This is a genomic window from Kitasatospora sp. NPDC058965 (assembly GCF_042741245.1).
Classification (GTDB): domain Bacteria; phylum Actinomycetota; class Actinomycetes; order Streptomycetales; family Streptomycetaceae; genus Kitasatospora.
In genome coordinates this window covers 1-18,966 of the sequence record NZ_JBHYKG010000130.1, presented here as the reverse complement: position 1 = coordinate 18,966, position 18,966 = coordinate 1, and the positions used below count along the sequence as shown (strand labels likewise).

Genomic DNA, 18,966 nt, shown 5'->3' with positions numbered 1-18,966 from the left:
CCGCCGGGGTGGGGGGGGGGGGGGGGGGGGTGGGGGGCGGGGGGGGGGTGGTTTGGGTGGTCCTGTTCGGGGGGGGCCGGGGGGGGCGGGGGGGGGGGCCCGGGGGCGGGGGGGCGGGGGGGGGGCGCCGACCGCCGCCGCCCCGCTGGGGGCTCGGGCGTGGTCCGCCCAGGCCTCCAATGCGCCGTCAGAGGATGTCGAGGGAGTTCAGGTGGACGCCGTGGATGACGAACGAGGTCGCGCCCGCCGGGACCTCGAAGCGCGTCTGCTTCGCGCGGGCCAGCTTCCGGGTCGACTTGGCGTCGAGCTCGATGTCCACGCGGGTCACGCGGGTGTTGATCACCGTGCCGGTCAGGCCCGAGAGGTACTGCGGCTGGATGCGGGCGATCTGCACGCTGTCCCCGAGGCGGGCGATCTTCATCAGGGACGACGTGCTGGTGGCCGTCGTGTCGGCGGGGGCGGGGCGCAGCGCGAGGCGCCGCGAGCGGAGCGCCGCCGCGATGAGCTCCACCTGCTCGGCGGAGGCGGTGGCGATGAAGGCGCGGGTGGCCTCGAAGGTCTGCTCGGACATGGTCAGTGCTCCTGTGGAGGTCGTAGCGGTTCGAAGGGTTCGGGCGTTGCCGTTCGCCCAATGAGAGAACTATATCAGCTCTAAATCACGCATGCAAGCGTGTTGATCACGTGAAGCGCACCTTGCCGGTAGCCTCGTCCAGCTCCACGGCGCCGAACTGCTCCGGGTGCCGGTGGGCGTGGTCGTTCATGCGGTCGCGCAGGTCCGGGGGGATGGCCTTGAAGGTCCGGAAGTCGAGCCCGGGCATGCTGTCGGGCCCGCGGTGGGCCATCCACCAGGCGCTGCCGACGTCCACGGGGTCGAGGCCGAAGGGGGTGAGCTCGGGGTGGGCGTCGACGAACCGGGCGGCGGCGGCGAGCAGCCGGCGGCCCTGCTCGGCGGGCAGGCTCTCCAGGGTGAGGCCGAGAGCTTCGACCTGCTCCCACTCCCGGCCCGGGGTGGCGTCCGTGGCGTCGGCGGTGGGCCGCGCCTCCCACCACACGGCCTCCATCAGGGCACCGGCGCAGAAGGCGGCGAGGTGTTCGGTGTCGCGGCCGGCGGGGCCGACGGCGTCGGTGGTGTTCACGGTGCTCCCGTTTCGGGTCGGTGGGCATTGCGGGTCGCCTCGGCCGCTCCCGCGGCCTCGGTCTCCTGGTCGATCCGGCTCTCGGTCACGCCGGTGTGGCGCAGGTAGGCGAACAGGGGGTCCGCCAGGTCCTCGCGCACGCCGTCGGCGTGGCGGTCGCACAGGCGCAGTCGCTGGGTGCGGCGCTCCTCGAACGTGATGGTGAGCCGCCTGACCGCGGGCAGGCCACAGCCGCCCCTTCGGCGGGGTGTAGGCGCAGGAGTCGCAGGTGATCGGTTTCGCTTCCATGGCGCCCTTCGGGGTGGGTTGGTCCGGCAGTGGGGTGGCCGGGGCGGCATCACCCCCCGACCAACAAGAGAACTATATCATTCAACTGGCACGGGCGGGGGTGGCTTTTCGCCCCTTCCGTCATACGGCCAGGGTGAGCTGCTTGGGAGTATTCAGCTTCTCGACCACCCTGCTGCGCCATGCCATGGCGTAGTCGCGGCAGTTGCGGCAGTCGGCGCTGGGGTGCGTGCAGCCGGCCAGCCTGACGTTGCGCCGCCGCGCCCCGGCCGACCAGGCATAGCTGTCCGCGCTGGCGAGATGGTGGCCGTGGCGGTCCAGCCCGTCCGACTTGATGCCGAAGCCGTGAAGGGCGTACCCGCGGCCGGCCAGGGTGGCCAGGATGTGCCCGGTGGCCCGGGTGCCCTGGCGGCGGCACACCGACCCGACCCCGACCCGGAACGCCTGGGCCAGGTCGACGCCGGCGCGCTCGTACATCCGGCAGTGCTCGACGTAGTCCTCCACGCTCTGGCCTTGCAGGATGGGGATCCACGGGGCCTGGTCGAACTGTGCGGTGAGGTACAGGTACGAGTCGACGGTGAACTCCTGGTGCTGGCGCAGCGTGAACCCGCTGTGGGCGAGGATCTGCCGCTCGGTCATCCAGTCCTGCACCGACGCGAACACCGGCGGGGCGCCGAAGTCGTCCATCAGCCGGTAGACCATCCCGCCGTACTCGTCCGGGTCGAGCAGGAACTCCCCGTGCTGGCCGATCTGCGAGAACCCGGCGCTGTCCAGCGCCCACAGGCACCGGGCCGACGGGAACCGCTCCCCCCGGCTGCGGTACCTGGCCAGGGCGTTCACCGACATCATCAGCGGGACCGGAGAGTCCTTGGCCCAGGACGGCGGGCCACCGAGGAAGAACGTGGTGCGGTCGGCAACGGCGGGGGCGGACGGGCTCATGGCGTCCTCTTTCGGGAGGGATCGGATTCGCGGGACCGCGGGAGGCGCGCCGGACGGCCGGGTCGGAGCGCGGTGAGGGGCCGGTGCGTGCGGGCGCCGCACCGGCCGGGCGGGGTGATCGGGCGCGTCAGGCCGCCGTGGCCGGGGGGCTCTGCGGGAGGTCCACGCCGATGTGGAGCACCTCGAAGGTGTCGACCCGTCGCCGGATGTCCCCCTCGTACTGGTAGGTGGCCGTGCCGGCCCGTCCGACCACGACCACGGCCGTCCCCGGCCTGAGCGCGAGCGCTCCCCGGGCCGCCGCTCCCTGGACGGTGCAGATCACCACGGAGGGGCGGTCCGCGCGCCAGGGCGCCGCGCCGCACGCTCCGGCCAGCCGGACGTGCAGCCGGGCGGTGCCGTCCGCCAGCGCCTCCGGGGCTCGCTCAAGGTGCCCGGTGACGGTCTGCACCGGGGATGCCGAGGCCGCGTCCTCGGGCAGCGGCGCGTCCCGCCCGCAGAACTCCTCCAGCTCCACCATCAGCCGCTCCCGCTCCTCCCCTTCGGCGTGCATGCCCTCCCGGACGGCTCCGCCGAGCAGCGGGGCCGCGCTCTCCAGTGCCCGCTGATGGATCGTGCCGGCCTGCTGGCAGAGCTTGTCCGCCAGCTCGAACAGCTCCCGCTGCTCCTTCTTGCCGGCCAGTCGGCAGCACTCGTCGTCGAGCTCCTCCCGGACGGCCATCGCGGTGGCCCGCAGGGTGCGGAAGCGCCGGGCGCGGGTCCAGCCGAGGGGCTTGACCTCCTGCTCGACCACGACCAGGGAGGTCTTCGGCCAGCCGCTGGCGTCCAGCGGGCCGAGTTCCAGGTCGAGAATCAGCGTCGGGCGGGAGTCGTGCAGCAGCCCGTACGGGAACCTCATCGTCGGCGTGGGGAACGGCACCAGGCCGGACGTCAGGTGGGCGCGCAGGGTCGCCGCGCTGGGTTGCACCTGGTGGCGGTACAGGCGGGCGAGGTAGAGGCCGACGGTCCACATCTGCCAGGCGGCCGTGCCGAAGGGCTCGGAGGGCATCGCCAGGCGCAGCACCTCCTCCCCGCCCTCTTTGTTGGTGATCACCGCGTTCAGCACCGCGTATGTCGGCCGGGGCGGCTCGGGAGCCTTCTCGGCGGGGGTGGTCGTGGACTCGGCGGCGGGGGCGGCGCTGCGCGACATGGTCAGCTCCTCGGATCGGACTGGTTCGAAGGGGTGTCGTGCCGGGGTGGCGGTGCCGCCGCCACCCCGGCCAACAAGAGAACTATATCATGCCAGTTCCACGCTGTCGAGCGTGGTCAGGTCCACGGAGGCCGGCGTGCCGTACGCCGCGGCGATCCGCTCGGCCCGCCGCCGCCCGAACAGCGCCCACAGCACGTCGAGATCCCTCGGGTCGACGTTGCGCAGCTGGACGTCAACCAGCTCGCCGGCCTGTCGGACCTCCATGTCGGCACTCGCCCCCGGGTGCGGCTCCAGGTCGACGCACACCCGGTGTACCCCGGGGCGCATCTCCCCCTCCCAGCCCCGTTGCGGGAAGCGTTCCAGCAGGGCCCTGGCCACCGCCGCACGCTTCTCGGCGGCGGAGGACCGGGCGTGGAGCTCGTCCACGGCCCGGGAGTACGCCGCCTCGAACTGCGGCAGGAACCGCCGCCGCATGTCCTTGGCCAAGGTGGCCAGCGGGCGCGACAGGTCGAACCCCACCCTCGGGCGGCCCTCGTCCGTGAAGAAGTGGCCCGGGATCTGCGGGTACCGGCCCCAGACGTTCACCCGGTAGCCGAGCGGCTTCGCCGGCTCCCGCTCCAGCTGCCTGCGGTCGATGCTCATCCAGAAGCCCCGGCCACGGCCGTCCGTCACGAACTGCCGCTCGTCGTCCATGTTGTACGGGCAGTTGTCCATCCGCCACGGTGCGCCCAGCAGGGCGACGAGTTCCGCGACCCGGGCGCGCGGGAATTCGGACATGGGTGCTCCTCTCCGGGGCCGCTCGGCCGCCGGCTGGTTCGAAGGGGGAGGGGCGGGGGTGCCCCTGATCGCTTTCGTCGACGAAAGTGCTCGGGCGGCGGTCCCGGCCCCGGTCGCGTCCCCGGGGTGGGGGCGCGACCCGGGCCGTCCCGGTCTCACGGCAGGTAGCAGCGGCACGGCCCGTCCGGCGGGCAGGAGTGGAAGATCTCCCGCTTCGCCCGCCAGTCCATCGGCTGCTCGCCCGGCACCTGGCGCTCGCCGCAGCGGCAGTACGACCTGTCGAGCTGCGGGTGATAGGTGATCAGCACGTGCGCGCGCTGCCGGCACCAGGCCAGAGTCTCGGCCTCCGCCGGCGTCGTGGCCGGGGCGTCCTTCTCCGCCGGCGCGGTGGCTTCGGCGGGGGTGGTCTGGTCCACGGGGGCTCCGTTCTGCGGCCGGGGTCGCTGCTGGCTCGAAGGGGTGTCGGCCCGGCGGCGGGGTGCCACCCCCACCGTCTGCCAATAAGAGAACTATATCATGCTATACGCATTCCGTGGGTGATTTACGCGGCCGGGGCCAGGTGTGCGGCGGCGGCCGTGGGCGCGTCCCCCCGTCGCTCGCCTTGGTGGAGTTGGGGCGGTCGGCCCTCCCCGGCGGTGCGGGCGGTCATCCTTCCCAGCAGGCCACCACGGCCCCCGCCTCCGGGGTAGGCGCGGTCCTGGCCTCTTCGATGATCTCGGCCATGCTCACGTCCAGGCGGAAGCGGTGGCCGGTCAGCTTCTCGGCGAGGGCGTAGCGCGCGGCCAGCTTCGGCTGGAGCTGAGCGGCCCGCACCAGCGCGGCCCGCGAGGCGAGAACGCAGAAAACACAGGACAGTCTGGGCATTCCGGACTTGTACGCGGGGTGCGGGCGGGTGCCCGCGACGAAGATCGAGGCCCAGACGTCCGCCGTTGACCAGCCGTGGATCGGCAGCCAGGTGTCCACCCAGCGCAGGGTGTTCGACGCGCCGTGCTGCATCCGGTCGCGGGCCGGGATCTTCTTCGGCTTGAGCCCGGCGGCCTTGGCGGCCTCGGTGGCCTTCCGGCGCCGCTGGCACTCCGTGCACGGGCAGGTCTTCGAGCCGTCGTGCGCGAAGGCCACGAGCATACGGCGCGCGGCGCTCTCGTCCGCGCGCAGGCCCATCACGTTGAGGATGCGCACCACGCCGGTGTGGCCGGCGGCCCGGGCCTCGTTCACCAGCATGGTGATCAGCTTCCGGATCGGGCCGCGCTTGAAATCCGATGTACACCACCTGTTGTCGGCGGACGGCCACATCCCGCGCTCTTCGACGCGCTCGATCAGGTTGGAGCCGACCCGCTGCACGACCTCGAATCGCAGCCCGTAGTGCGCCGCGTGCTCGGCCGCGAGTTCCCGCACCCCGGGCCACTCGACGATCCCGAGGTCGGCGTGCACCACCACGACCCGATCCGCGACGCCGGCTGCGGTGGCATGGAGCATCAGCTCGGCGAGCATCGCCTGCGAGTCCTTGCCCCCGCTGACGTTCGCGATGATCCACCGGTACGACGCCAGGTCCGGGACCTCTGGACGCAGCTCGGCCAGGTCGAAGGCGCCCTGGCCGGGGATTGCTCGACGGCTTGCCAATGGAGCGTCCTTTGCTCGTACGGTTCGAAGGGGGTGTGGTGCCGGGGTGGCGGTGCCGCCGCCACCCCGTCCAACATGAGAACTATATCAGACGTAAGGCACGTTCGTCCAATGCCTTCCGCCCCCCTGCCGCCCGTCCGCCGGCCTGCTGCGCCGCGCGGCGGCGGGCCGCGCCGGAGCGCGGCCCGCCGGTTCGGCCGGGGCGGCGTCCCGGTCAGTACTCCGGCGTCAGGGCGTGGAAGGCGTGATCCAGGCACTCCGGGTGCGGCGTCCGCCACCCCTCGGCGGCATCCACGGTCCGCATCATCGCGTCCGCCAGTTCCCGCCGGTGACGGGCGTCGGCGAACGAGCCGTCGCTCGGTCCGTGCACCGTGACATAGGCACTGTCCGGGGTGTCGAACAGGTGGTCCCAGCGGTACCCCCACACCGGCACGCCGTAGCGGTATCGGTCGAACCCCGCGCGCCACAGCAGGGCGTCCACCCGGCTGCCCGGGGTGTCGTCGAACCCGACGGCCGCAGTGCGGGCATCCATCCGCAGCGCCCGGCCGCCGCCCCCTCCGCGGGCCTCCTGTCGGAACGCCCAGCCCGAGCCGCGCAGTGCGGCCAGCGCCCGCCGGATCGTCGCGCCGTCCACGCAGGCCGGGATGTCCCAGTGCAGCGCGACGAGTTCGCCGACGTCGTCGAACTCCTGCTGCGGCCCGCGCCCGGCGGGGATGTGCTCGGCGGCCAGGGCGAGGAGGACGCTGAGCGGGCTCGGCAGTCCGGAGGCGCTCACCAGGCGCCCTCGATTGCGGAGCCCGGGAGGTAGGGGCCGCCGCCGCTGGAGTCGCCGTCCTCGGACGGGGTTCCGGGGACGGGGCGGCAGGAGTCGTCGCACCGGTGGAAGCGGAAGCGCTCGGGCGGCGTCTGCGGGGTGCCGTCGGGGGTCTGTTCGTCGGCCATGGGGTGTCTCCTCTGCTCGTGCAGTCCGAAGGGGGCCGATCCCGGGCGGCGCCACCGCCCCGGACCAACAAGGAAACTATATCATGCTTGCGTCACGTTGGGGTCGTCTTTTCGCATCAGGGAGTGGAGAACCCGGTGCGGCTCCGCGCCTCCGGCGTCGCGCTCCTCGCACGCCTCGGATAGGAAGGCGAGCAGCCTACGCCCCCTCTCCTCGGCCTGCGGGCGCAGCGGCGGCGGGCAGCCGTCCGGTACGGTCACGGCGCCGGACCGGGGGGTCAAGACCAGGGTCGCGCGGCGCACCATCGCGCCCATGCCCTGCCGGGCGATGTAGAGCGTCAGGTCGGCGTGGACGTCTTCGCCGGCCGGGCTGATGCTGACGTAGTGGTTGCGGCCGTACCAGGAGCCTCCCGGGTCGGGCGACAAGCGGACCCTGGCCTGCTCGGTCGCCCCGGTGTCCACCTGGTGCGTGATCAGGGGGTTGGCCGGGTGCCACTCGGTGCGCTGGAGGCGCCGGTGGAACGGCCAGTCGCCGGGGCCGTAGGCGATCCCGAAGTCGTCGAGCCGGTACGGCCAGTCGCCCGTCGGGGGCTCGGTGCCGTACATGTCGAAGGTGTCCCGGGCGGCGATCAGGCGGGGGCGGGTGGGCGGAATGTACTGGGGCACGGGATATCCGATCGTTGAAGGGGTCGGGCGGGGGTTTTTACCAGCCGGGCGGGTTCCCTGGGCCCTCGGCGTGCTGGGCGGCGAGGGCGTTCAGGTCCCCGATCCGCTGTGCGTTCTCCGCGGTCCAGGGGATGACCTCCCCGCCGCCCGGATTGGGGTGCTGGGCGGTGTAGGCATCCATGGCCGCGTCAGGGCCGGGGTGCCCGGCGGACACCCAGCCGAAGGTGTCTCGGTACTCGACCCCCCATTCCTCGTCCTCCTCGTCCCACGGGAGTTCGAAGTCCCAGAAGCCGATGGTCCAGGTACCGGCTTCGGCCGTCTGCCAGGTGATGTTCTCGCGGTGCTTGCTCATGCGCTGCTCTCTCTCGGTGGGGCCGGGCGAAGGGGCCGGTTCCGGGCGGGTCCGGCCCAGGTGGGTCAGGAAAGGGCGGCCAGCACCATGAGCGCCAGGTCGAGGTCGGCCTCGACGGTGAGGATTCCCCGGGCCCGGTCGGTGGGCGGGGCGTCGGGGACCTGGACGGCGACGGTGACCGGGCCCGAGCCCGGGCCGAGCAGCACGTCATCCGGGCCGGAGGCGGACGACAGGGGGTCGTACCACAGGGCCGGGTGACGGTTGATCAGCCAGCTCGCGGCGCAGCCGTCGGCGCCGGGCGGCTTCGCCGGCGCGGACGGCGGCAGGACGGTCCCCAGCGCCGCCGACAGGACGTCGAGCGGCAGTCCGTCCACCTCGGCCTGCACCCGCTGCGGCCCGTCGACCCGGACACGGAACGTGAGGCCCCGCCGCTTCCAGCCGACGGTGTACCAGCGGCCGGTGCGCGAGACGGCCATGTCGGCGACCCCGGCCGGAATGATCGCGGTGACGGCGTCGACGGCGCGCAGTTCCTGCTGCTCGCGCTGCGCCCCGTTGAGCGGGGCGGGGTGCTGCGGGCCCAGGTGGTTGCGGGCGATGGCCAGGGCGGTGGTGCGCCCGGTCGGGTCCTTGCGGCCGACGGGGGTCGCGGCCGGTGCGGTGGTGCCGTTGACCGGCCAGGGCCGGATGGCCAGGACCTGGCCGTCGACGGTGAGCAGCACGCGGCGGGACTCGTCCTCGACCGCCACGGCGGTGCCGGGCTGTCGCGGGGCTTCGGTGATCCGCCACGGGCCGTGGAGGACGGGCAGGTGCGCGATGGTGTGCGCGGCCAGGGTGCGCAGGTCATCGGCGGACAGCGGTGGGTGGGTGATGGGCATGGTCGTCCTGTCGGTGACGGCCCGCCGGCGGCGCGCGGCGGGGCCTGCTGGCTGTTCGTCGCGGGGGAGCGGGCCGGGCCCGGAGGGTTGTCCGGGCCCGGCGCCGGGTGCGGCGTCTACTGCTGCCGGTAGGCGGGGATCAGCTCGCGGATCTCGTCCTCGTCGACGCAGCCCAGGTGGCGGGTGATGCTGGGCGGGTTGCCGTTGCGGCCGCGCAGGTGGCTCCAGTACTTCGGGCCGGTCCAGCCGCACAGCTCGCAGCCGACGAACCAGGGGTTGTCCGAGCCGGGGAAGCCGCCGTAGGCCCGCCAGTGGTGCTTGGCCAGTCCGGCGAACGCCTTCAGGGCGCCGCTGATGTTGCGCCCGTTGTCCTCAACAGCCTTGACCGCCATCCGCGGGTGCAGCAGGGGGACGGGGCCGATGGGCAGGGGCGCCTGGGCCAGGGCCTCGGCCAGGGGGACCGCGATGACGGCTCCGGCGGCGTACTGCTCGGCGAGGAAGACGGCGGCCATGTCCAGGCCCCTGTCGCCCTTGGCGGGACGGCGCAGGTTGCGCTCGCTCTCGCCGCCGTCGGCCCAGACGGCGGTGACCAGCCAGTTGCGGTGCCACCGGGAGGCCCAGCCGATCACCAGCGGGTTCTCGGTGTCGTCGCCGATGATCACGGGATAGCGGCACTGGGCGTCCGCGTCGCCGATGCGGTAGGCCAGGGTGGTCGTGGTGGTGCTCACGGAAGGCTCCTAGGTCGAGGTGGCTCTGTGTCGGTCAGCGGCGCGGTGCGGGCGGCCCGCCGGTGCGGGCCGCCGGTGCGGTCAGTCGGTCGGGTCGCCCGCCTCCTGTTGGACCAAGGCGATCGCCGCCGCCTTGAGCGACTGGTTTGCGTACCAGGCGCCCGAGCGGTGGTGGCGGCGCTGCTCCGGGGTGAGCTTGCGGGCCCACGCGACGTGCGAGTCGTACATCTGCATGGCGGGCTTGGTGTCGTCGTAGAACCAGGCGTGGGCCTCGGAGCGGATGACCTGCTGGATGGCGGCCGGGTACGCGGCCAGCTGCTCGTCCTCGGCCGGCTGGGTCTGGGGCACGGTCTCTCCTGGGTGAGGTGGTGGTCCGAAGGGATGGGGCGCAGCCTCGCGGGCCGCGCCCCGAGGTCCTGGCTGCGGGTCAGTCCAGGCTCGGGACCGGCACCCAGTGCCCATTGCCCTCGTCGCCGGTCTCGGTGACCTCGACCTCATCGGCGAGGCCGTACTGCGCCACCCAGCGCGCCGCCTGCTCCGCCGCGTCCTCCGGCGACGTCGCGGTGAAGTCGCGGCTCCACATCACGCCGTAGGTCTTGAGCTCGGTGGTCGTCCTGCTGTCCACGGTTCCTCCTGGGAATCGGAGCGGTTCGAAGGGGGAGGATCGGCCTCCCGGCCTCACCAACAAGACAACTATATCAGTTCTCACCAACGTTCGCAACCGTGATGCTCACTCGCGAGCCCCGGCGCAGCGGCGCAGCAGGTGGCGCAGCCGGCCGCACCGAACCGGCGGCCGCGGGGCGAGGCGGTCGGCCACGAGCGCGTAGAGGACGGCGTGGACGGGGTCCTTCTCGTCGAGCCACCCGGAGCAGGTGCCGCAGGTGACCAGGAGATCCAGGGCGGGCGGCGCGGGCACGGCGACCACGACGGTTCCGCTTGCCGGGCTGCGTGTGGTGACGGTGACGTGCAGCGTCCAGCGGCTGTGGCCGCAGTTCTCGCACTCAGTGGTCGGGGTGGTGGTCATGGCGGGGATGGACATGGTGATCCTCCGGTTCGGTGGGGCGCACGGGATGGTGCGGCGGGATGTCTTCGGGGCGGGGCGTGCGGCTTGGAAGCCGGTCAGTGGGCGGTGTGGGCGGTGCAGGGGTAGTGCAGGCCCGGGTCCTCGTGCTGCTCGCGGACGGCCACCGGCGCGTCCGCCCTCCGGGTGACCTCGGCCGGGCCGCGGACGCTCCACTGCCCACCGCCCTCGGCGGGCAGGGTCGGCACCACGCCGTGCACAGCGGTGACGGAGTGCACCGGTACGGGGAGTAGGCCGTCCCGGGCGCGGTGACAGCATCAGGCCACCGCCGTGGTACTCGATCACCGCGCCGGGCGGGACCTCGAACCCGGGGCGGTACCGGTCGTCGGGGCCAGTCTGGACGTGGAGACGTGGTCCAGCGTCCGGGCCGCGTCGGCGGGGTCGGCCAGCCGGAGGGACGGGGCGGCGCGCGGGCACCAGCGGCACGTGCACGGGCCCTCGATCAGCCAGTTCCCGGCCGCCTGCGACGCTGCTCCCCGCCGCCGTCGTAGTACACGGGCTCGCCCGGGGAAAAGGTGGTTGCCTGCGCGGCGGCGCCGCCGGCCTTCTGGGTGGGGCCGCCTGGTGGGCGCGCACGATTGGGTCACCTCGGGTGCGCTGCAGCCGGCGGGCCAATCGCCCAGCACAAAAAGAGAACTATCTCAGACTCAAGCCACGCTGGCTGTCGTGAATCAGCCGGCCCACCCGGAGGGCAAGGGGACTCCCGGGTGGGCGGCCGTACGCCACGCGGCGGCCTGGCGGCCGTGGCCCGCTGCATCCAGTGCGCGCCCCACCGGGTCGCCCCCGTCGGCTGCCAGTGCGGCCGTCAGGGTGGACGGACCGCGCTCGGGCCCGCCGAGCCTGGTCAGGTGCAGCGGGTGGATCAGGTGGGCCGACCGGCCGCCGTAGGCGGACCCCCAGCCCGCACCCTCGAACTGCCTGCCGATGATCGTCAGGGCGGCGCCCCGTTCCGGGGCGGTCAGCTCCTGCGCGAGCACGGCCTGTACGCCGTCGTTGTCGAAGGCGAACGCGACCATGGTTCCGCGGTGGGTCGGCAGCTGCGCCGTGGCGGCGGCGATGAGCGGGGCGGCGTCAAGTGCGATCCGCAGGATCTCGGTGGCCTGCTGGCTCGGGAGCGGGGTGGTCGTAGGCATGGCTGCTCCTGCTTCCTGGTGAGGCTGTGGGGTGGGGCCGGGGTGGCGGTGTCGTCCGCCGCCCTGGGGTGGCTGTCGGTCAGCTCTCGCGGTTGCCCCGGTCGCGCTGGCCCGGGATGCGCCCCGGCCTGGCCGGCGGCTTCGCCGCACCGTCGGGGTCGGTGTTCTCCCTGCTGCTCTGGGGGCGGGGGATCGCCGGGATGGCGCGCTCGTTGTCGTCGCGGTGCTGCATGGTGGTGCCTCCTCGGTTCGGTGTCCGGTTCGAAGGGGGCCCGGGGCGGAGGTGCCAGCCGCCGCCGCGGGCAGGTGTTGATGCGGGCTGCGCCCAGTGCAGGCGCCGGCCTGTCAGGTGAGCCGCTCGGCCAGGAGCACGGGCGTGCGCGTGTGCTCGGAGCCGTTGCCCCAGGCGTATCCGTGGCGGTCCACGTGTACGACGGACGGGTGGCCGACGGGCAGCGCGCACCAGCGGCCCGGGTCGCCGTCGGGGCGGGCCTTGCAGAAGTCGGCGGCCATCGCCTGCACCTGTTCCCAGATGTCTTCCGCGTCGGCGGGTCCGTGTTCGGCCCTCAGGCGGGTGTAGAGCTGGGGGAAGGGTTCCGTGTGGTGGTCCAGCAGCAGCATGACCAGCACTCGGGCGTCCTGGGGCAGGGAGGCGGCCAGGTGCGGCTCAAGAGGGTCGAACGGGGCGATGGTCACGGTCAGGCCCTCCGGGTGGGGCGTGGTGTGGAGCTGGCCGCCCAGTCCGCAGCGGAACAGGCCTGCGGCGACCCTGTTGTCGAAGGGGCCAATGCGCACCGTCGGATGCCCGGGGCTGGCGAGAAGGAGGGAGAGCTGCATCGTGGCTCCAAGGTCGGTACGTGATTCGAAGGGGTCCCGGGGACGGCGGTGCCTGCCGCCGGCCCCGGGGGCGGGGGTGAAGGTCTGGGTGGTCCGGGTTCAGGTGGTCGGGACGAGCTCGACGATGCGGTGCACGTAGCCGTCTCCGCTCACGCCTCCGTGCCAGAACCGCTCCACCAGCGCGAGGGTGTCCACGCGGGGGTGGTCCGGCCGGACGGCTCCCTGCGGGGTTTCGGCAAGTGCGGGCCGCTCCCAGGCCGAGCCGGGGATCAGCAGGTACTCGTCGCCGCCGATCCCCCATGCGTATCCGCGCTTCACGTTCATGTGGTTCCTCCAGTGGGAGCCGCCTCCGTTGCCAACAAGAGAACTATATCAGTCCTCAATCACGTTGCCAAGTGTGATCGGCCCGCCCCGGCAACAGGAGGCACTGGCTGCTGCTCCCCTCCGCCCCCCGGCCTGCCGGCGACCACCTCGCCCGGGATGACGCTCGGTGCCCAGCCCAATTCGCGCAGATCGCTCTCCAGCTCGCGCGGCATCACCTTCCCGGTCAGCACCTGAGATCCGGCGTTGAGCCGCGCCAGGAACTCCACCAGTAACTCCAGCGGCACCTCGTCCGCCTTGATGGAACCGGTCGACCCGTCGAACGACAGCCGCACCGACCCGGAGGCGTGGGCGCTGTGCTCGCTCTCCCGGGTACCTCCCCGGCCGTCGGACACCCGGGCCCGCCCCCGGTAGAACAGCCCGTATCCGCTCTCGACGCTGCTCGCTCCGCTGCTCAGCGCGGGCAGGGCCTCACGCAGCCGGGCGAACGCCGCCACCCGGGCCCGGGTCGCGGCCTGCTCCTGGTCGCGGTGCTCGAACGCCTGGGCCGCCGTGTCCCGGTAGTCCGGGAGCAGCCGCCGCGCGATGTCGCGCGCGATGTCCCCGGGCTTGCGGTCGCCCGCGACCGTGATGCGGTGCTCCGCCCGGCCCCGGTACTCGCTCGGCACGATGCCCTTGATCGTCAGCCGCTGGCCGGCTGCGCCCTTGCAGTGGGCCTTCTCCCGCCAGATGTACAACTGCCAGCCGGCCGGATGTGCAAGCGCAACCGAGCCGTACGCGTTGTGCTCCCGGCGGTGGGTCCAGCCGCGCCGCTCGGGGTCGAGAGCGTCAAGCGCGGCGGCCACCTCCTTGCCGAGCGCCGCGAACTCGTCGGCGAGCGCCTCCCAGCGCGGTGCAATCTCCATGTCGGTCCCTTTCTGTGGTTGACGGTGGGCGCCCGGCCTGACGGCAGGTGGAATCCGTCACCGGTGGTGGGGGCAGGTGGCGCCGGGCTCGTAGGTGTCGGCGGGGAGGGTCTCGGGCCCGGTCCAGGTGACGCCCGGGTCGTCCTCCTCGAAGAGCTCCCAGACCTTGGTAGCCACTGCCTCGGGCGGATCGCTCAGCTCGGCGTCGCTCAGCGTCTCCCCGCAGGTGCCACAGTCCAGTTGCCACAGGAGCATCCCGTCCCAGGCCAGGTGCATGACCCGGGGGCGGCCCTGGTAGGCGTAGCGCACTCCGGCGGAGAAGCACCCGTTGCCCATGTTGTCCACGGTCGCGGTGAATCCGCCGGTGATCAGGTGGCGGGCCAGGATCGCCGCGCGCTCGAACGGTGCCTCGAAGTCGATCGGGTGGGTCATGGTCTTCCTCTCCTCTCTGCCCGGCCAGGTCATTGGGGGGCCTGGCCGGGGAGGTCAGAACAGCGGCCGTGCGTCGTCCAGCAGTGACGGGGTCCCGAACGGGTCGTCGCCAATGGCGAACAGGGAGACCTGCGTGGCGCGCGGCGTAGCGGTGAAGGCGATCGCGGGAAGGGTCGTCCAGTCGGGCCGGCTGTCTGCGGTGGAGCGGTCGGGGGTCGTTGCTGCCGGATCGTTCATCGGATCTCCCTGGGGCTGGTTCGAAGAGGGGTGGTGCCACTTGGCGCTTGCCAATAGGAGAACTATATCAGCCATCAATCATGAATGCAAGCGTGATCCACCGGTCACGGACCGATCGCCCGCCGCGTTATCCTGAAGCCTCGCTCCAGTCTCCTTGTGAGAACTGGTTCGAAGGGTGCGGCAGCGTCGAAACCTGCCGCCGATGGCGGTCCGCGCCAGCCTGCTGTCAGCTCGACAGGGGGTCCTGCCTTATGGCAGGGCGGACCGCCGTTCGACTTCCCGGCGGCCCCACCCACTCAGCACGGGGCGCCGTAGACGCGGGGGACCAGGAGGCGCAGCGCGGCGGCGGGCCCGGCCAACTGGCTGCGCAGACAGTCCGACTCCTCCACGGCGGTGAGCGCTTCGGCGGGCGGCATCGTCCACAACCGCTCCACTTACCCGCGCTCCGAATCGTCGGCCCACTCGCTGCTCCCCTTCAGCAGCGCGGCGAACAAGTCGCCGGCTACCTCCTCGGCCGTACCCACGCACCTCTCCTCTCCGGCCGGGCAGGGTGGTGGGGAGCCGCGTCCGCGCCTCCCCACCCCGGCCTCGCCATTAGCCCTGGGGCGGGACGCCCCCGGTCGAGTCCTGCTCCACCTCGGGCCCCTCCGGGGCCCCGGCTACCTCGTCCACCTCGTTCTCCTCGGCGGGCTGCGCCTCCGGCTCGGGGGCACTCTCCCCTGCCGCTTCACCGTCGGGGCCGCCCTGGCCGCCGGACTCGGCCTCGTCGTCAGCCCGCCCGTCGGCGTCGGCCGACTCGCTACCGTCGGCCTTGTCGTCCTGCTTCGTCTTGGCCTCGTACACGGCAATGCCCCGGCGCTCGCACTCGGCCAGGGAGTAGTCGAACGTCTCCTCCAGGAACCGCAGGTAGGTGACCATCTCCTCGGTCGGCTCCGGCCACTCCTTGTCCGCCATGACATAGGTCTCGATCGCGGCCACCACCCGGGCGAACTGGCGGTGCCTGCGGCGCGTCTTCGGACCGGCGGCGATCAGCTCCGCGAACGGGTCCTCCGCCCGCTCCCACTGGCTGCGCCCCTCGTTCGGGTCCGGCACGCCCAGCAGAAAGGCGGCCACCTCGGTCCGGCCGGACGCCACCGACTTGAACCACCACTTCGCGTAGCCCATGACCGTTCGCTCCGTCAGGGCGTCGGCCGCCTCGGGCAGGTTCTTCTCCGCGATCGCGGCGCGCAGCACCTCCAGCCGGACAGTCCGGGCGGAGCGCCACGCGGTGTTGCCCTCGCGCTTCGCCTTCGCCTTCGCCTTCTCAGCCTCGGGGTCGACCGGGGTCTTGCCCGCCTCCTCCAGCTCCCTGGCGTACTCCTCGGTGGGCCGGTGACCCTGGGCGTGCCAGTCGGTGCACACGTAGATCACCTCCAGCGTGTCCGGGTCGACCGTCGCGCCGTGACTCGGGCACACCTGGGCATGCACCTCGGCCGTCAGCGGCTTGCCCAACGAGGTGAGGAGGTGCGCCAGCGGCTGGGCGTCGTGGCCCAGCCACCGCCATGGGAAGCTGACCACCGACAGACCGGCCGCGAGCAGCTCGTCCCGCACGGCCTGCTGCTTCTGCTCCTCGGCCTGCTCGTCCCTGATCGCCTGGACCACCTGCCGCCACTCACCGTTGCCAGGCTTGCCCGACCGGGCGTCCCGCTCCTTGGCCCGGGTGAGCCGCTGGAACGACTCGAACCCTCCCCCGAGCCGCTTCCACTGGTCCATCTCGACCCAGTCGAAATCGCTGGTCTTCGCACGGCGCTTGTCCTCCTCGCTCAGCTGCGCCGCTCCCTTGGCAGCCTTCAGCTCGGCGAGCGAGACGCCCAGGATCTTGGCGTGGCGGCGGCGGCGCGTCTCGGGCACGTCCATCAGAGCCAGCTGCTCGGCCACCTGGAGCTCGTCCTCCCTGGTGGCGTTCTCGCGGAACTGGTTCTCCAGCAGGGAGAACAACAGGGTCTCGTCGTCCGCGTCGGTCAGATCGTGGTGGACCAGGGCGGGGACTCGCGGGAGGGTCCTGGGGTCGAGGCCCTTGGCCTTGGCCTTCTCGGCGGCCTCCTGGGCGGCGAGCAGACGCCGGCGACCCTTGAAGACGCCCCACGTGCCGTCGGCCTGCCTGCGGACGCCGACGGCCTCCCGAACGCCGACCTCGGCGACGCTGGCCTTCAGCTGCTTGGACGGGGGCGCGACGTTGCCCTGACGGTGGTTGAACGGGTCGACGATCAGCTGGGACGCGAGGAACTCGAAGTACTCGATACCGCTGGTCTGGGTCGGCTCGGCGATCGGCTCGGCGACCTTGGTCCTGGCCATGTGTGGTCCTTCCTTGATGGGTGCTGATTCGAAGGGCGCAGCGCTGGTGCTGCGGGCCGGGGCGGCGGTGCCAACCGCCGCCCCGGCGGGGTGGTTCAGTCGCGGGGAACCCACAGCCCGCGCGCCTCGCGCTGGATCTCCCAGTCGCGGCGGCCGGGCTCCTTGCCGGGGCGGAAGTCGTCGCAGCCCAGGAAACTGTCCGGGCGGCCGTGTTCCTGCTTGGCGTCGCCGCACTCCAAGCACCGGGTGATGGCCTGGCGGAACTCGGCGCACACCGCGCGGTGCTCGTCCAGGCCCTCGGACAGGGCGTGGTGCGGGGTGGGGTGGCCGTCCCGGTTGGCGGGGTTGGTCCAGTCGCCGGGGTTGCGGCGCCCCTCCGCGGTGGCGACGTCGAACCGGCCGACGTACGACCACGGGCCGACCGGGGTGAACTCGGCCGGGGCGTCGGGCTCGTTGAACATGTTCTCCGGCCAGAGGGTCACCAGGCAGGCGCAGCCGGGCACGGTGTACTGCCACCCGGCCAGGTAGCCGGCGTCCTCCCAGACGGTGACGGTGAACTCCCCGAACGCGAGCGGGGCGAGAGCGGCGGCGGCTTCCGGGTGGACGGTGATCGTGCGCATCGTGTGCCTTCCTGTGGGGCTGGTTCGAAGGGGGCGGGGCCGGAGTTCCCACCCCGGCCCAACAAGAGAACTCTATCAGACTTCAGGCACGATGTCGAGCCGGAATCGGCCCCGGCTTCCGCGCCCGGCAGTCGGCGACGTGGACTACGGGTACCGTGCGGTTCTCCGCGCGGCCGCGTCGGCGGCCCGCTCGTAGCTGGCGCGGCCGACTATCCCTCCCGCACTCAGTCCCCCAGCGAATAGCGGTTGTAGTTGCCGCACGGGAGGCAACCCGAGTAATCCGCCCATGCGTCCTGCCAGTTGGTCGCCGGACGGCCGCACAGCTCGCAGAACCGCTGCGGGGCCGGCTCTGTGCACCGGGCCTCCTCGAACTCCGGCGCGGGCTCGGCAGAGTGCTGCCAACCGGCGTAGAGCTTGCTGCTGTCGTAGGTGAGCGGCTGCGCGCAGCCGGCGCACTCGCTCGTGATCCTGATCTTGGCGCGCATGCTTGCTCCTGAGAGGTGCTCGAAGGGGTGCGGCGGGCCTGCCGCTGAGATCCGGGGCGGCGCCTGCGCACCGCCCCGGCGGTCGAATCAGCCGTTCCAGGCGGCCGGGGTGCTCTCCGCGACGAACAGCCAGGGCTCACCCATGTACATCAGGCCGATGACGTGCTCTCCGATGGCGACGGGGCTTCCCTCGGCCGCGAGCAGGGTCACCATCTGGGCCATCTCGTAGGCGGTGGAGCTCTCCTGGTTCAACGGGTGGCTGCCCGGGATGGTGCTCCACCACGTACCGGTGATCTTGGCGGCCTCCTCGGCGGCCGCCTCGCGGGTGAGCTCGCGCCACTCCAGCGTGATCGGGGTCGCGGTGAGGACCGGCCGCCCGCCCTGGAGGTGGCCGGGGTAGCGGTTCTGCACCTGCCCGGTCGGCACCTCGTCCAGCCCGAACATGTTCTTCACGAGCTCGGCGCCCTCGACGCTCACGGTCCGGGCGCAACGCCCCTCAGCGTCGTTCCACTTCACGGCGAACAGGGCGTCGGGGGCGGGGGTGCGGTTCATGCGGTCTCCTCGGTTCGAAGGGGGCGCTGGCCCGGCGGTGGGGTGCCACCCCCACCGCCTGCCAACAAGAGAACTATATCAGGCTCAAGACACGATGTCGAGCGGGAACCGGCCCACCCGAGCGCCGCGCCTGCGCCCGTCAGTCCTTCTCTGCGTGGGACAGGAGCGCAGCGAGGTACTCCGCGCGGTCGGTGAAGCCCTTCACCTCGATGTCGCCCTCGATGTAGGTGCCGACCCCGTACACGCCCTGCTCCTTGTCGCGGTAGACGGCGACGATGTACAGCGGCCAGTCGCCGAGCAGCCGACCGTCCTTGATCCCGGCCACGACTCGCCAGCCGTTGGCCGCCTCCTCGACCAACTCCATCCAGTCGTATCCGAAACCGCCGGTCGGGTCGGGGAGTTCGGGAAGCAACACGGTCAGGTCGGCGGCCTGGCTGGCGGTGGCGGGGGTGTTCGACATCGGTTCTCCTTGGCGGTTCGAAGGGGGAAGGGTCTCGGGGCCCGGCCCCGCCGCGTCCGGCGGCGG

30 protein-coding genes are annotated in these 18,966 nt (G+C 72.6%); all 30 read right to left on the bottom strand.

Features of this window, described 5'->3' with window-relative positions; translation table 11 throughout:
* Window positions 1-187: 187 nt before the first annotated feature.
* Window positions 188-571, bottom strand: a complete 384-nt coding sequence (locus ACFW1A_RS21695; RefSeq protein WP_380410767.1) for a hypothetical protein — start codon at window positions 569-571, stop codon at window positions 188-190.
* Window positions 572-677: 106 nt separating this feature from the next.
* On the bottom strand, window positions 678-1,136 hold the full coding sequence (locus ACFW1A_RS21690) for a hypothetical protein (protein ID WP_380410766.1): 459 nt from the start codon (window positions 1,134-1,136) through the stop codon (window positions 678-680).
* Window positions 1,133-1,276 carry a hypothetical protein gene (locus ACFW1A_RS21685; RefSeq protein ID WP_380410765.1) on the bottom strand — a complete coding sequence of 48 codons (144 nt, stop codon included), beginning with the start codon at window positions 1,274-1,276 and terminating at the stop codon, window positions 1,133-1,135. Before ACFW1A_RS21685 ends, ACFW1A_RS21690 begins: the two co-directional genes overlap by 4 nt.
* 268 nt (window positions 1,277-1,544) lie before the next feature.
* Window positions 1,545-2,360 carry a hypothetical protein gene (locus tag ACFW1A_RS21680; RefSeq protein ID WP_380410764.1) on the bottom strand — a complete coding sequence of 272 codons (816 nt, stop codon included), beginning with the start codon at window positions 2,358-2,360 and terminating at the stop codon, window positions 1,545-1,547.
* 127 nt (window positions 2,361-2,487) lie between these two features.
* Window positions 2,488-3,546, bottom strand: a complete 1,059-nt coding sequence (locus tag ACFW1A_RS21675) for a hypothetical protein (RefSeq protein ID WP_380410763.1) — start codon at window positions 3,544-3,546, stop codon at window positions 2,488-2,490.
* An 87-nt stretch (window positions 3,547-3,633) separates the two neighbouring features.
* Window positions 3,634-4,323 (bottom strand): hypothetical protein, encoded by a 690-nt coding sequence (locus tag ACFW1A_RS21670; RefSeq protein ID WP_380410762.1) that lies wholly within the window; start codon window positions 4,321-4,323, stop codon window positions 3,634-3,636.
* 155 nt (window positions 4,324-4,478) lie between these two features.
* Complete coding sequence (locus ACFW1A_RS21665; RefSeq protein WP_380410761.1) at window positions 4,479-4,739, bottom strand: hypothetical protein; 261 nt, start codon at window positions 4,737-4,739, stop codon at window positions 4,479-4,481.
* A 229-nt stretch (window positions 4,740-4,968) separates the two neighbouring features.
* Window positions 4,969-5,943 (bottom strand): phosphoadenosine phosphosulfate reductase family protein, encoded by a 975-nt coding sequence (locus ACFW1A_RS21660; RefSeq protein WP_380410760.1) that lies wholly within the window; start codon window positions 5,941-5,943, stop codon window positions 4,969-4,971.
* A 214-nt stretch (window positions 5,944-6,157) separates the two neighbouring features.
* Window positions 6,158-6,718, bottom strand: coding sequence for a hypothetical protein (locus ACFW1A_RS21655; RefSeq protein ID WP_380410759.1), 561 nt, complete (start codon window positions 6,716-6,718; stop codon window positions 6,158-6,160).
* Window positions 6,715-6,885: a hypothetical protein gene (locus tag ACFW1A_RS21650; protein WP_380410758.1), complete on the bottom strand. Its 171-nt coding sequence runs from the start codon at window positions 6,883-6,885 to the stop codon at window positions 6,715-6,717. Before ACFW1A_RS21650 ends, ACFW1A_RS21655 begins: the two co-directional genes overlap by 4 nt.
* A gap of 81 nt (window positions 6,886-6,966) precedes the next feature.
* On the bottom strand, window positions 6,967-7,548 hold the full coding sequence (locus ACFW1A_RS21645; protein WP_380410757.1) for a hypothetical protein: 582 nt from the start codon (window positions 7,546-7,548) through the stop codon (window positions 6,967-6,969).
* Window positions 7,549-7,585: 37 nt separating this feature from the next.
* Entirely contained in the window at window positions 7,586-7,900 is a 315-nt protein-coding gene (locus ACFW1A_RS21640; protein WP_380410756.1) for a hypothetical protein, read from the bottom strand.
* A gap of 65 nt (window positions 7,901-7,965) precedes the next feature.
* Entirely contained in the window at window positions 7,966-8,775 is an 810-nt protein-coding gene (locus ACFW1A_RS21635) for a hypothetical protein (RefSeq protein ID WP_380410755.1), read from the bottom strand.
* Window positions 8,776-8,891: 116 nt separating this feature from the next.
* On the bottom strand, window positions 8,892-9,503 hold the full coding sequence (locus ACFW1A_RS21630; protein ID WP_380410754.1) for a hypothetical protein: 612 nt from the start codon (window positions 9,501-9,503) through the stop codon (window positions 8,892-8,894).
* 81 nt (window positions 9,504-9,584) lie between these two features.
* Entirely contained in the window at window positions 9,585-9,851 is a 267-nt protein-coding gene (locus ACFW1A_RS21625) for a hypothetical protein (RefSeq protein ID WP_380410753.1), read from the bottom strand.
* Window positions 9,852-9,930: 79 nt separating this feature from the next.
* Window positions 9,931-10,128: a hypothetical protein gene (locus ACFW1A_RS21620; RefSeq protein WP_380410752.1), complete on the bottom strand. Its 198-nt coding sequence runs from the start codon at window positions 10,126-10,128 to the stop codon at window positions 9,931-9,933.
* Between the two features lie 105 nt (window positions 10,129-10,233).
* The gene (locus ACFW1A_RS21615) at window positions 10,234-10,542 is read right to left on the bottom strand and encodes a hypothetical protein (RefSeq protein WP_380410751.1); all 309 of its coding nucleotides are present in this window, start codon (window positions 10,540-10,542) and stop codon (window positions 10,234-10,236) included.
* Window positions 10,543-10,622: 80 nt separating this feature from the next.
* Window positions 10,623-10,802, bottom strand: a complete 180-nt coding sequence (locus tag ACFW1A_RS21610; protein WP_380410750.1) for a hypothetical protein — start codon at window positions 10,800-10,802, stop codon at window positions 10,623-10,625.
* A 453-nt stretch (window positions 10,803-11,255) separates the two neighbouring features.
* Entirely contained in the window at window positions 11,256-11,717 is a 462-nt protein-coding gene (locus ACFW1A_RS21605) for a hypothetical protein (RefSeq protein WP_380410749.1), read from the bottom strand.
* A gap of 79 nt (window positions 11,718-11,796) precedes the next feature.
* Entirely contained in the window at window positions 11,797-11,949 is a 153-nt protein-coding gene (locus ACFW1A_RS21600; protein ID WP_380410748.1) for a hypothetical protein, read from the bottom strand.
* A 113-nt stretch (window positions 11,950-12,062) separates the two neighbouring features.
* Window positions 12,063-12,554: a hypothetical protein gene (locus ACFW1A_RS21595; RefSeq protein WP_380410747.1), complete on the bottom strand. Its 492-nt coding sequence runs from the start codon at window positions 12,552-12,554 to the stop codon at window positions 12,063-12,065.
* Window positions 12,555-12,653: 99 nt separating this feature from the next.
* Complete coding sequence (locus ACFW1A_RS21590) at window positions 12,654-12,878, bottom strand: hypothetical protein (RefSeq protein WP_380410746.1); 225 nt, start codon at window positions 12,876-12,878, stop codon at window positions 12,654-12,656.
* Between the two features lie 59 nt (window positions 12,879-12,937).
* Entirely contained in the window at window positions 12,938-13,780 is an 843-nt protein-coding gene (locus ACFW1A_RS21585; RefSeq protein WP_380410745.1) for a hypothetical protein, read from the bottom strand.
* Between the two features lie 57 nt (window positions 13,781-13,837).
* Window positions 13,838-14,212 (bottom strand): hypothetical protein, encoded by a 375-nt coding sequence (locus ACFW1A_RS21580; protein ID WP_380410744.1) that lies wholly within the window; start codon window positions 14,210-14,212, stop codon window positions 13,838-13,840.
* A gap of 54 nt (window positions 14,213-14,266) precedes the next feature.
* On the bottom strand, window positions 14,267-14,449 hold the full coding sequence (locus ACFW1A_RS21575) for a hypothetical protein (RefSeq protein WP_380410743.1): 183 nt from the start codon (window positions 14,447-14,449) through the stop codon (window positions 14,267-14,269).
* Window positions 14,450-15,043: 594 nt separating this feature from the next.
* Window positions 15,044-16,783 (bottom strand): ParB N-terminal domain-containing protein, encoded by a 1,740-nt coding sequence (locus ACFW1A_RS21570; protein WP_380410742.1) that lies wholly within the window; start codon window positions 16,781-16,783, stop codon window positions 15,044-15,046.
* A 95-nt stretch (window positions 16,784-16,878) separates the two neighbouring features.
* The gene (locus ACFW1A_RS21565; RefSeq protein WP_380410741.1) at window positions 16,879-17,403 is read right to left on the bottom strand and encodes a hypothetical protein; all 525 of its coding nucleotides are present in this window, start codon (window positions 17,401-17,403) and stop codon (window positions 16,879-16,881) included.
* Between the two features lie 224 nt (window positions 17,404-17,627).
* Window positions 17,628-17,888 carry a hypothetical protein gene (locus ACFW1A_RS21560; RefSeq protein WP_380410740.1) on the bottom strand — a complete coding sequence of 87 codons (261 nt, stop codon included), beginning with the start codon at window positions 17,886-17,888 and terminating at the stop codon, window positions 17,628-17,630.
* A gap of 87 nt (window positions 17,889-17,975) precedes the next feature.
* Entirely contained in the window at window positions 17,976-18,440 is a 465-nt protein-coding gene (locus ACFW1A_RS21555; protein ID WP_380410739.1) for a hypothetical protein, read from the bottom strand.
* A 139-nt stretch (window positions 18,441-18,579) separates the two neighbouring features.
* Window positions 18,580-18,900 carry a hypothetical protein gene (locus ACFW1A_RS21550; protein ID WP_380410738.1) on the bottom strand — a complete coding sequence of 107 codons (321 nt, stop codon included), beginning with the start codon at window positions 18,898-18,900 and terminating at the stop codon, window positions 18,580-18,582.
* Window positions 18,901-18,966: the final 66 nt, after the last annotated feature.

Excerpts from the sequence above, each read along its gene's own strand:
- ACFW1A_RS21695 (WP_380410767.1), bottom strand. The coding sequence starts at position 571 with ATGTCCGAGCAGACCTTCGAGGCCACCCGCGCCTTCATCGCCACCGCC.
- ACFW1A_RS21680 (WP_380410764.1), bottom strand. The coding sequence starts at position 2,360 with ATGAGCCCGTCCGCCCCCGCCGTTGCCGACCGCACCACGTTCTTCCTC.
- ACFW1A_RS21675 (WP_380410763.1), bottom strand. The coding sequence starts at position 3,546 with ATGTCGCGCAGCGCCGCCCCCGCCGCCGAGTCCACGACCACCCCCGCC.
- ACFW1A_RS21670 (WP_380410762.1), bottom strand. The coding sequence starts at position 4,323 with ATGTCCGAATTCCCGCGCGCCCGGGTCGCGGAACTCGTCGCCCTGCTG.
- ACFW1A_RS21650 (WP_380410758.1), bottom strand. The coding sequence starts at position 6,885 with ATGGCCGACGAACAGACCCCCGACGGCACCCCGCAGACGCCGCCCGAG.
- ACFW1A_RS21640 (WP_380410756.1), bottom strand. The coding sequence starts at position 7,900 with ATGAGCAAGCACCGCGAGAACATCACCTGGCAGACGGCCGAAGCCGGT.
- ACFW1A_RS21635 (WP_380410755.1), bottom strand. The coding sequence starts at position 8,775 with ATGCCCATCACCCACCCACCGCTGTCCGCCGATGACCTGCGCACCCTG.
- ACFW1A_RS21615 (WP_380410751.1), bottom strand. The coding sequence starts at position 10,542 with ATGTCCATCCCCGCCATGACCACCACCCCGACCACTGAGTGCGAGAAC.
- ACFW1A_RS21605 (WP_380410749.1), bottom strand. The coding sequence starts at position 11,717 with ATGCCTACGACCACCCCGCTCCCGAGCCAGCAGGCCACCGAGATCCTG.
- ACFW1A_RS21600 (WP_380410748.1), bottom strand. The coding sequence starts at position 11,949 with ATGCAGCACCGCGACGACAACGAGCGCGCCATCCCGGCGATCCCCCGC.
- ACFW1A_RS21595 (WP_380410747.1), bottom strand. The coding sequence starts at position 12,554 with ATGCAGCTCTCCCTCCTTCTCGCCAGCCCCGGGCATCCGACGGTGCGC.
- ACFW1A_RS21590 (WP_380410746.1), bottom strand. The coding sequence starts at position 12,878 with ATGAACGTGAAGCGCGGATACGCATGGGGGATCGGCGGCGACGAGTAC.
- ACFW1A_RS21585 (WP_380410745.1), bottom strand. The coding sequence starts at position 13,780 with ATGGAGATTGCACCGCGCTGGGAGGCGCTCGCCGACGAGTTCGCGGCG.
- ACFW1A_RS21580 (WP_380410744.1), bottom strand. The coding sequence starts at position 14,212 with ATGACCCACCCGATCGACTTCGAGGCACCGTTCGAGCGCGCGGCGATC.
- ACFW1A_RS21575 (WP_380410743.1), bottom strand. The coding sequence starts at position 14,449 with ATGAACGATCCGGCAGCAACGACCCCCGACCGCTCCACCGCAGACAGC.
- ACFW1A_RS21570 (WP_380410742.1), bottom strand. The coding sequence starts at position 16,783 with ATGGCCAGGACCAAGGTCGCCGAGCCGATCGCCGAGCCGACCCAGACC.
- ACFW1A_RS21565 (WP_380410741.1), bottom strand. The coding sequence starts at position 17,403 with ATGCGCACGATCACCGTCCACCCGGAAGCCGCCGCCGCTCTCGCCCCG.
- ACFW1A_RS21560 (WP_380410740.1), bottom strand. The coding sequence starts at position 17,888 with ATGCGCGCCAAGATCAGGATCACGAGCGAGTGCGCCGGCTGCGCGCAG.
- ACFW1A_RS21555 (WP_380410739.1), bottom strand. The coding sequence starts at position 18,440 with ATGAACCGCACCCCCGCCCCCGACGCCCTGTTCGCCGTGAAGTGGAAC.
- ACFW1A_RS21550 (WP_380410738.1), bottom strand. The coding sequence starts at position 18,900 with ATGTCGAACACCCCCGCCACCGCCAGCCAGGCCGCCGACCTGACCGTG.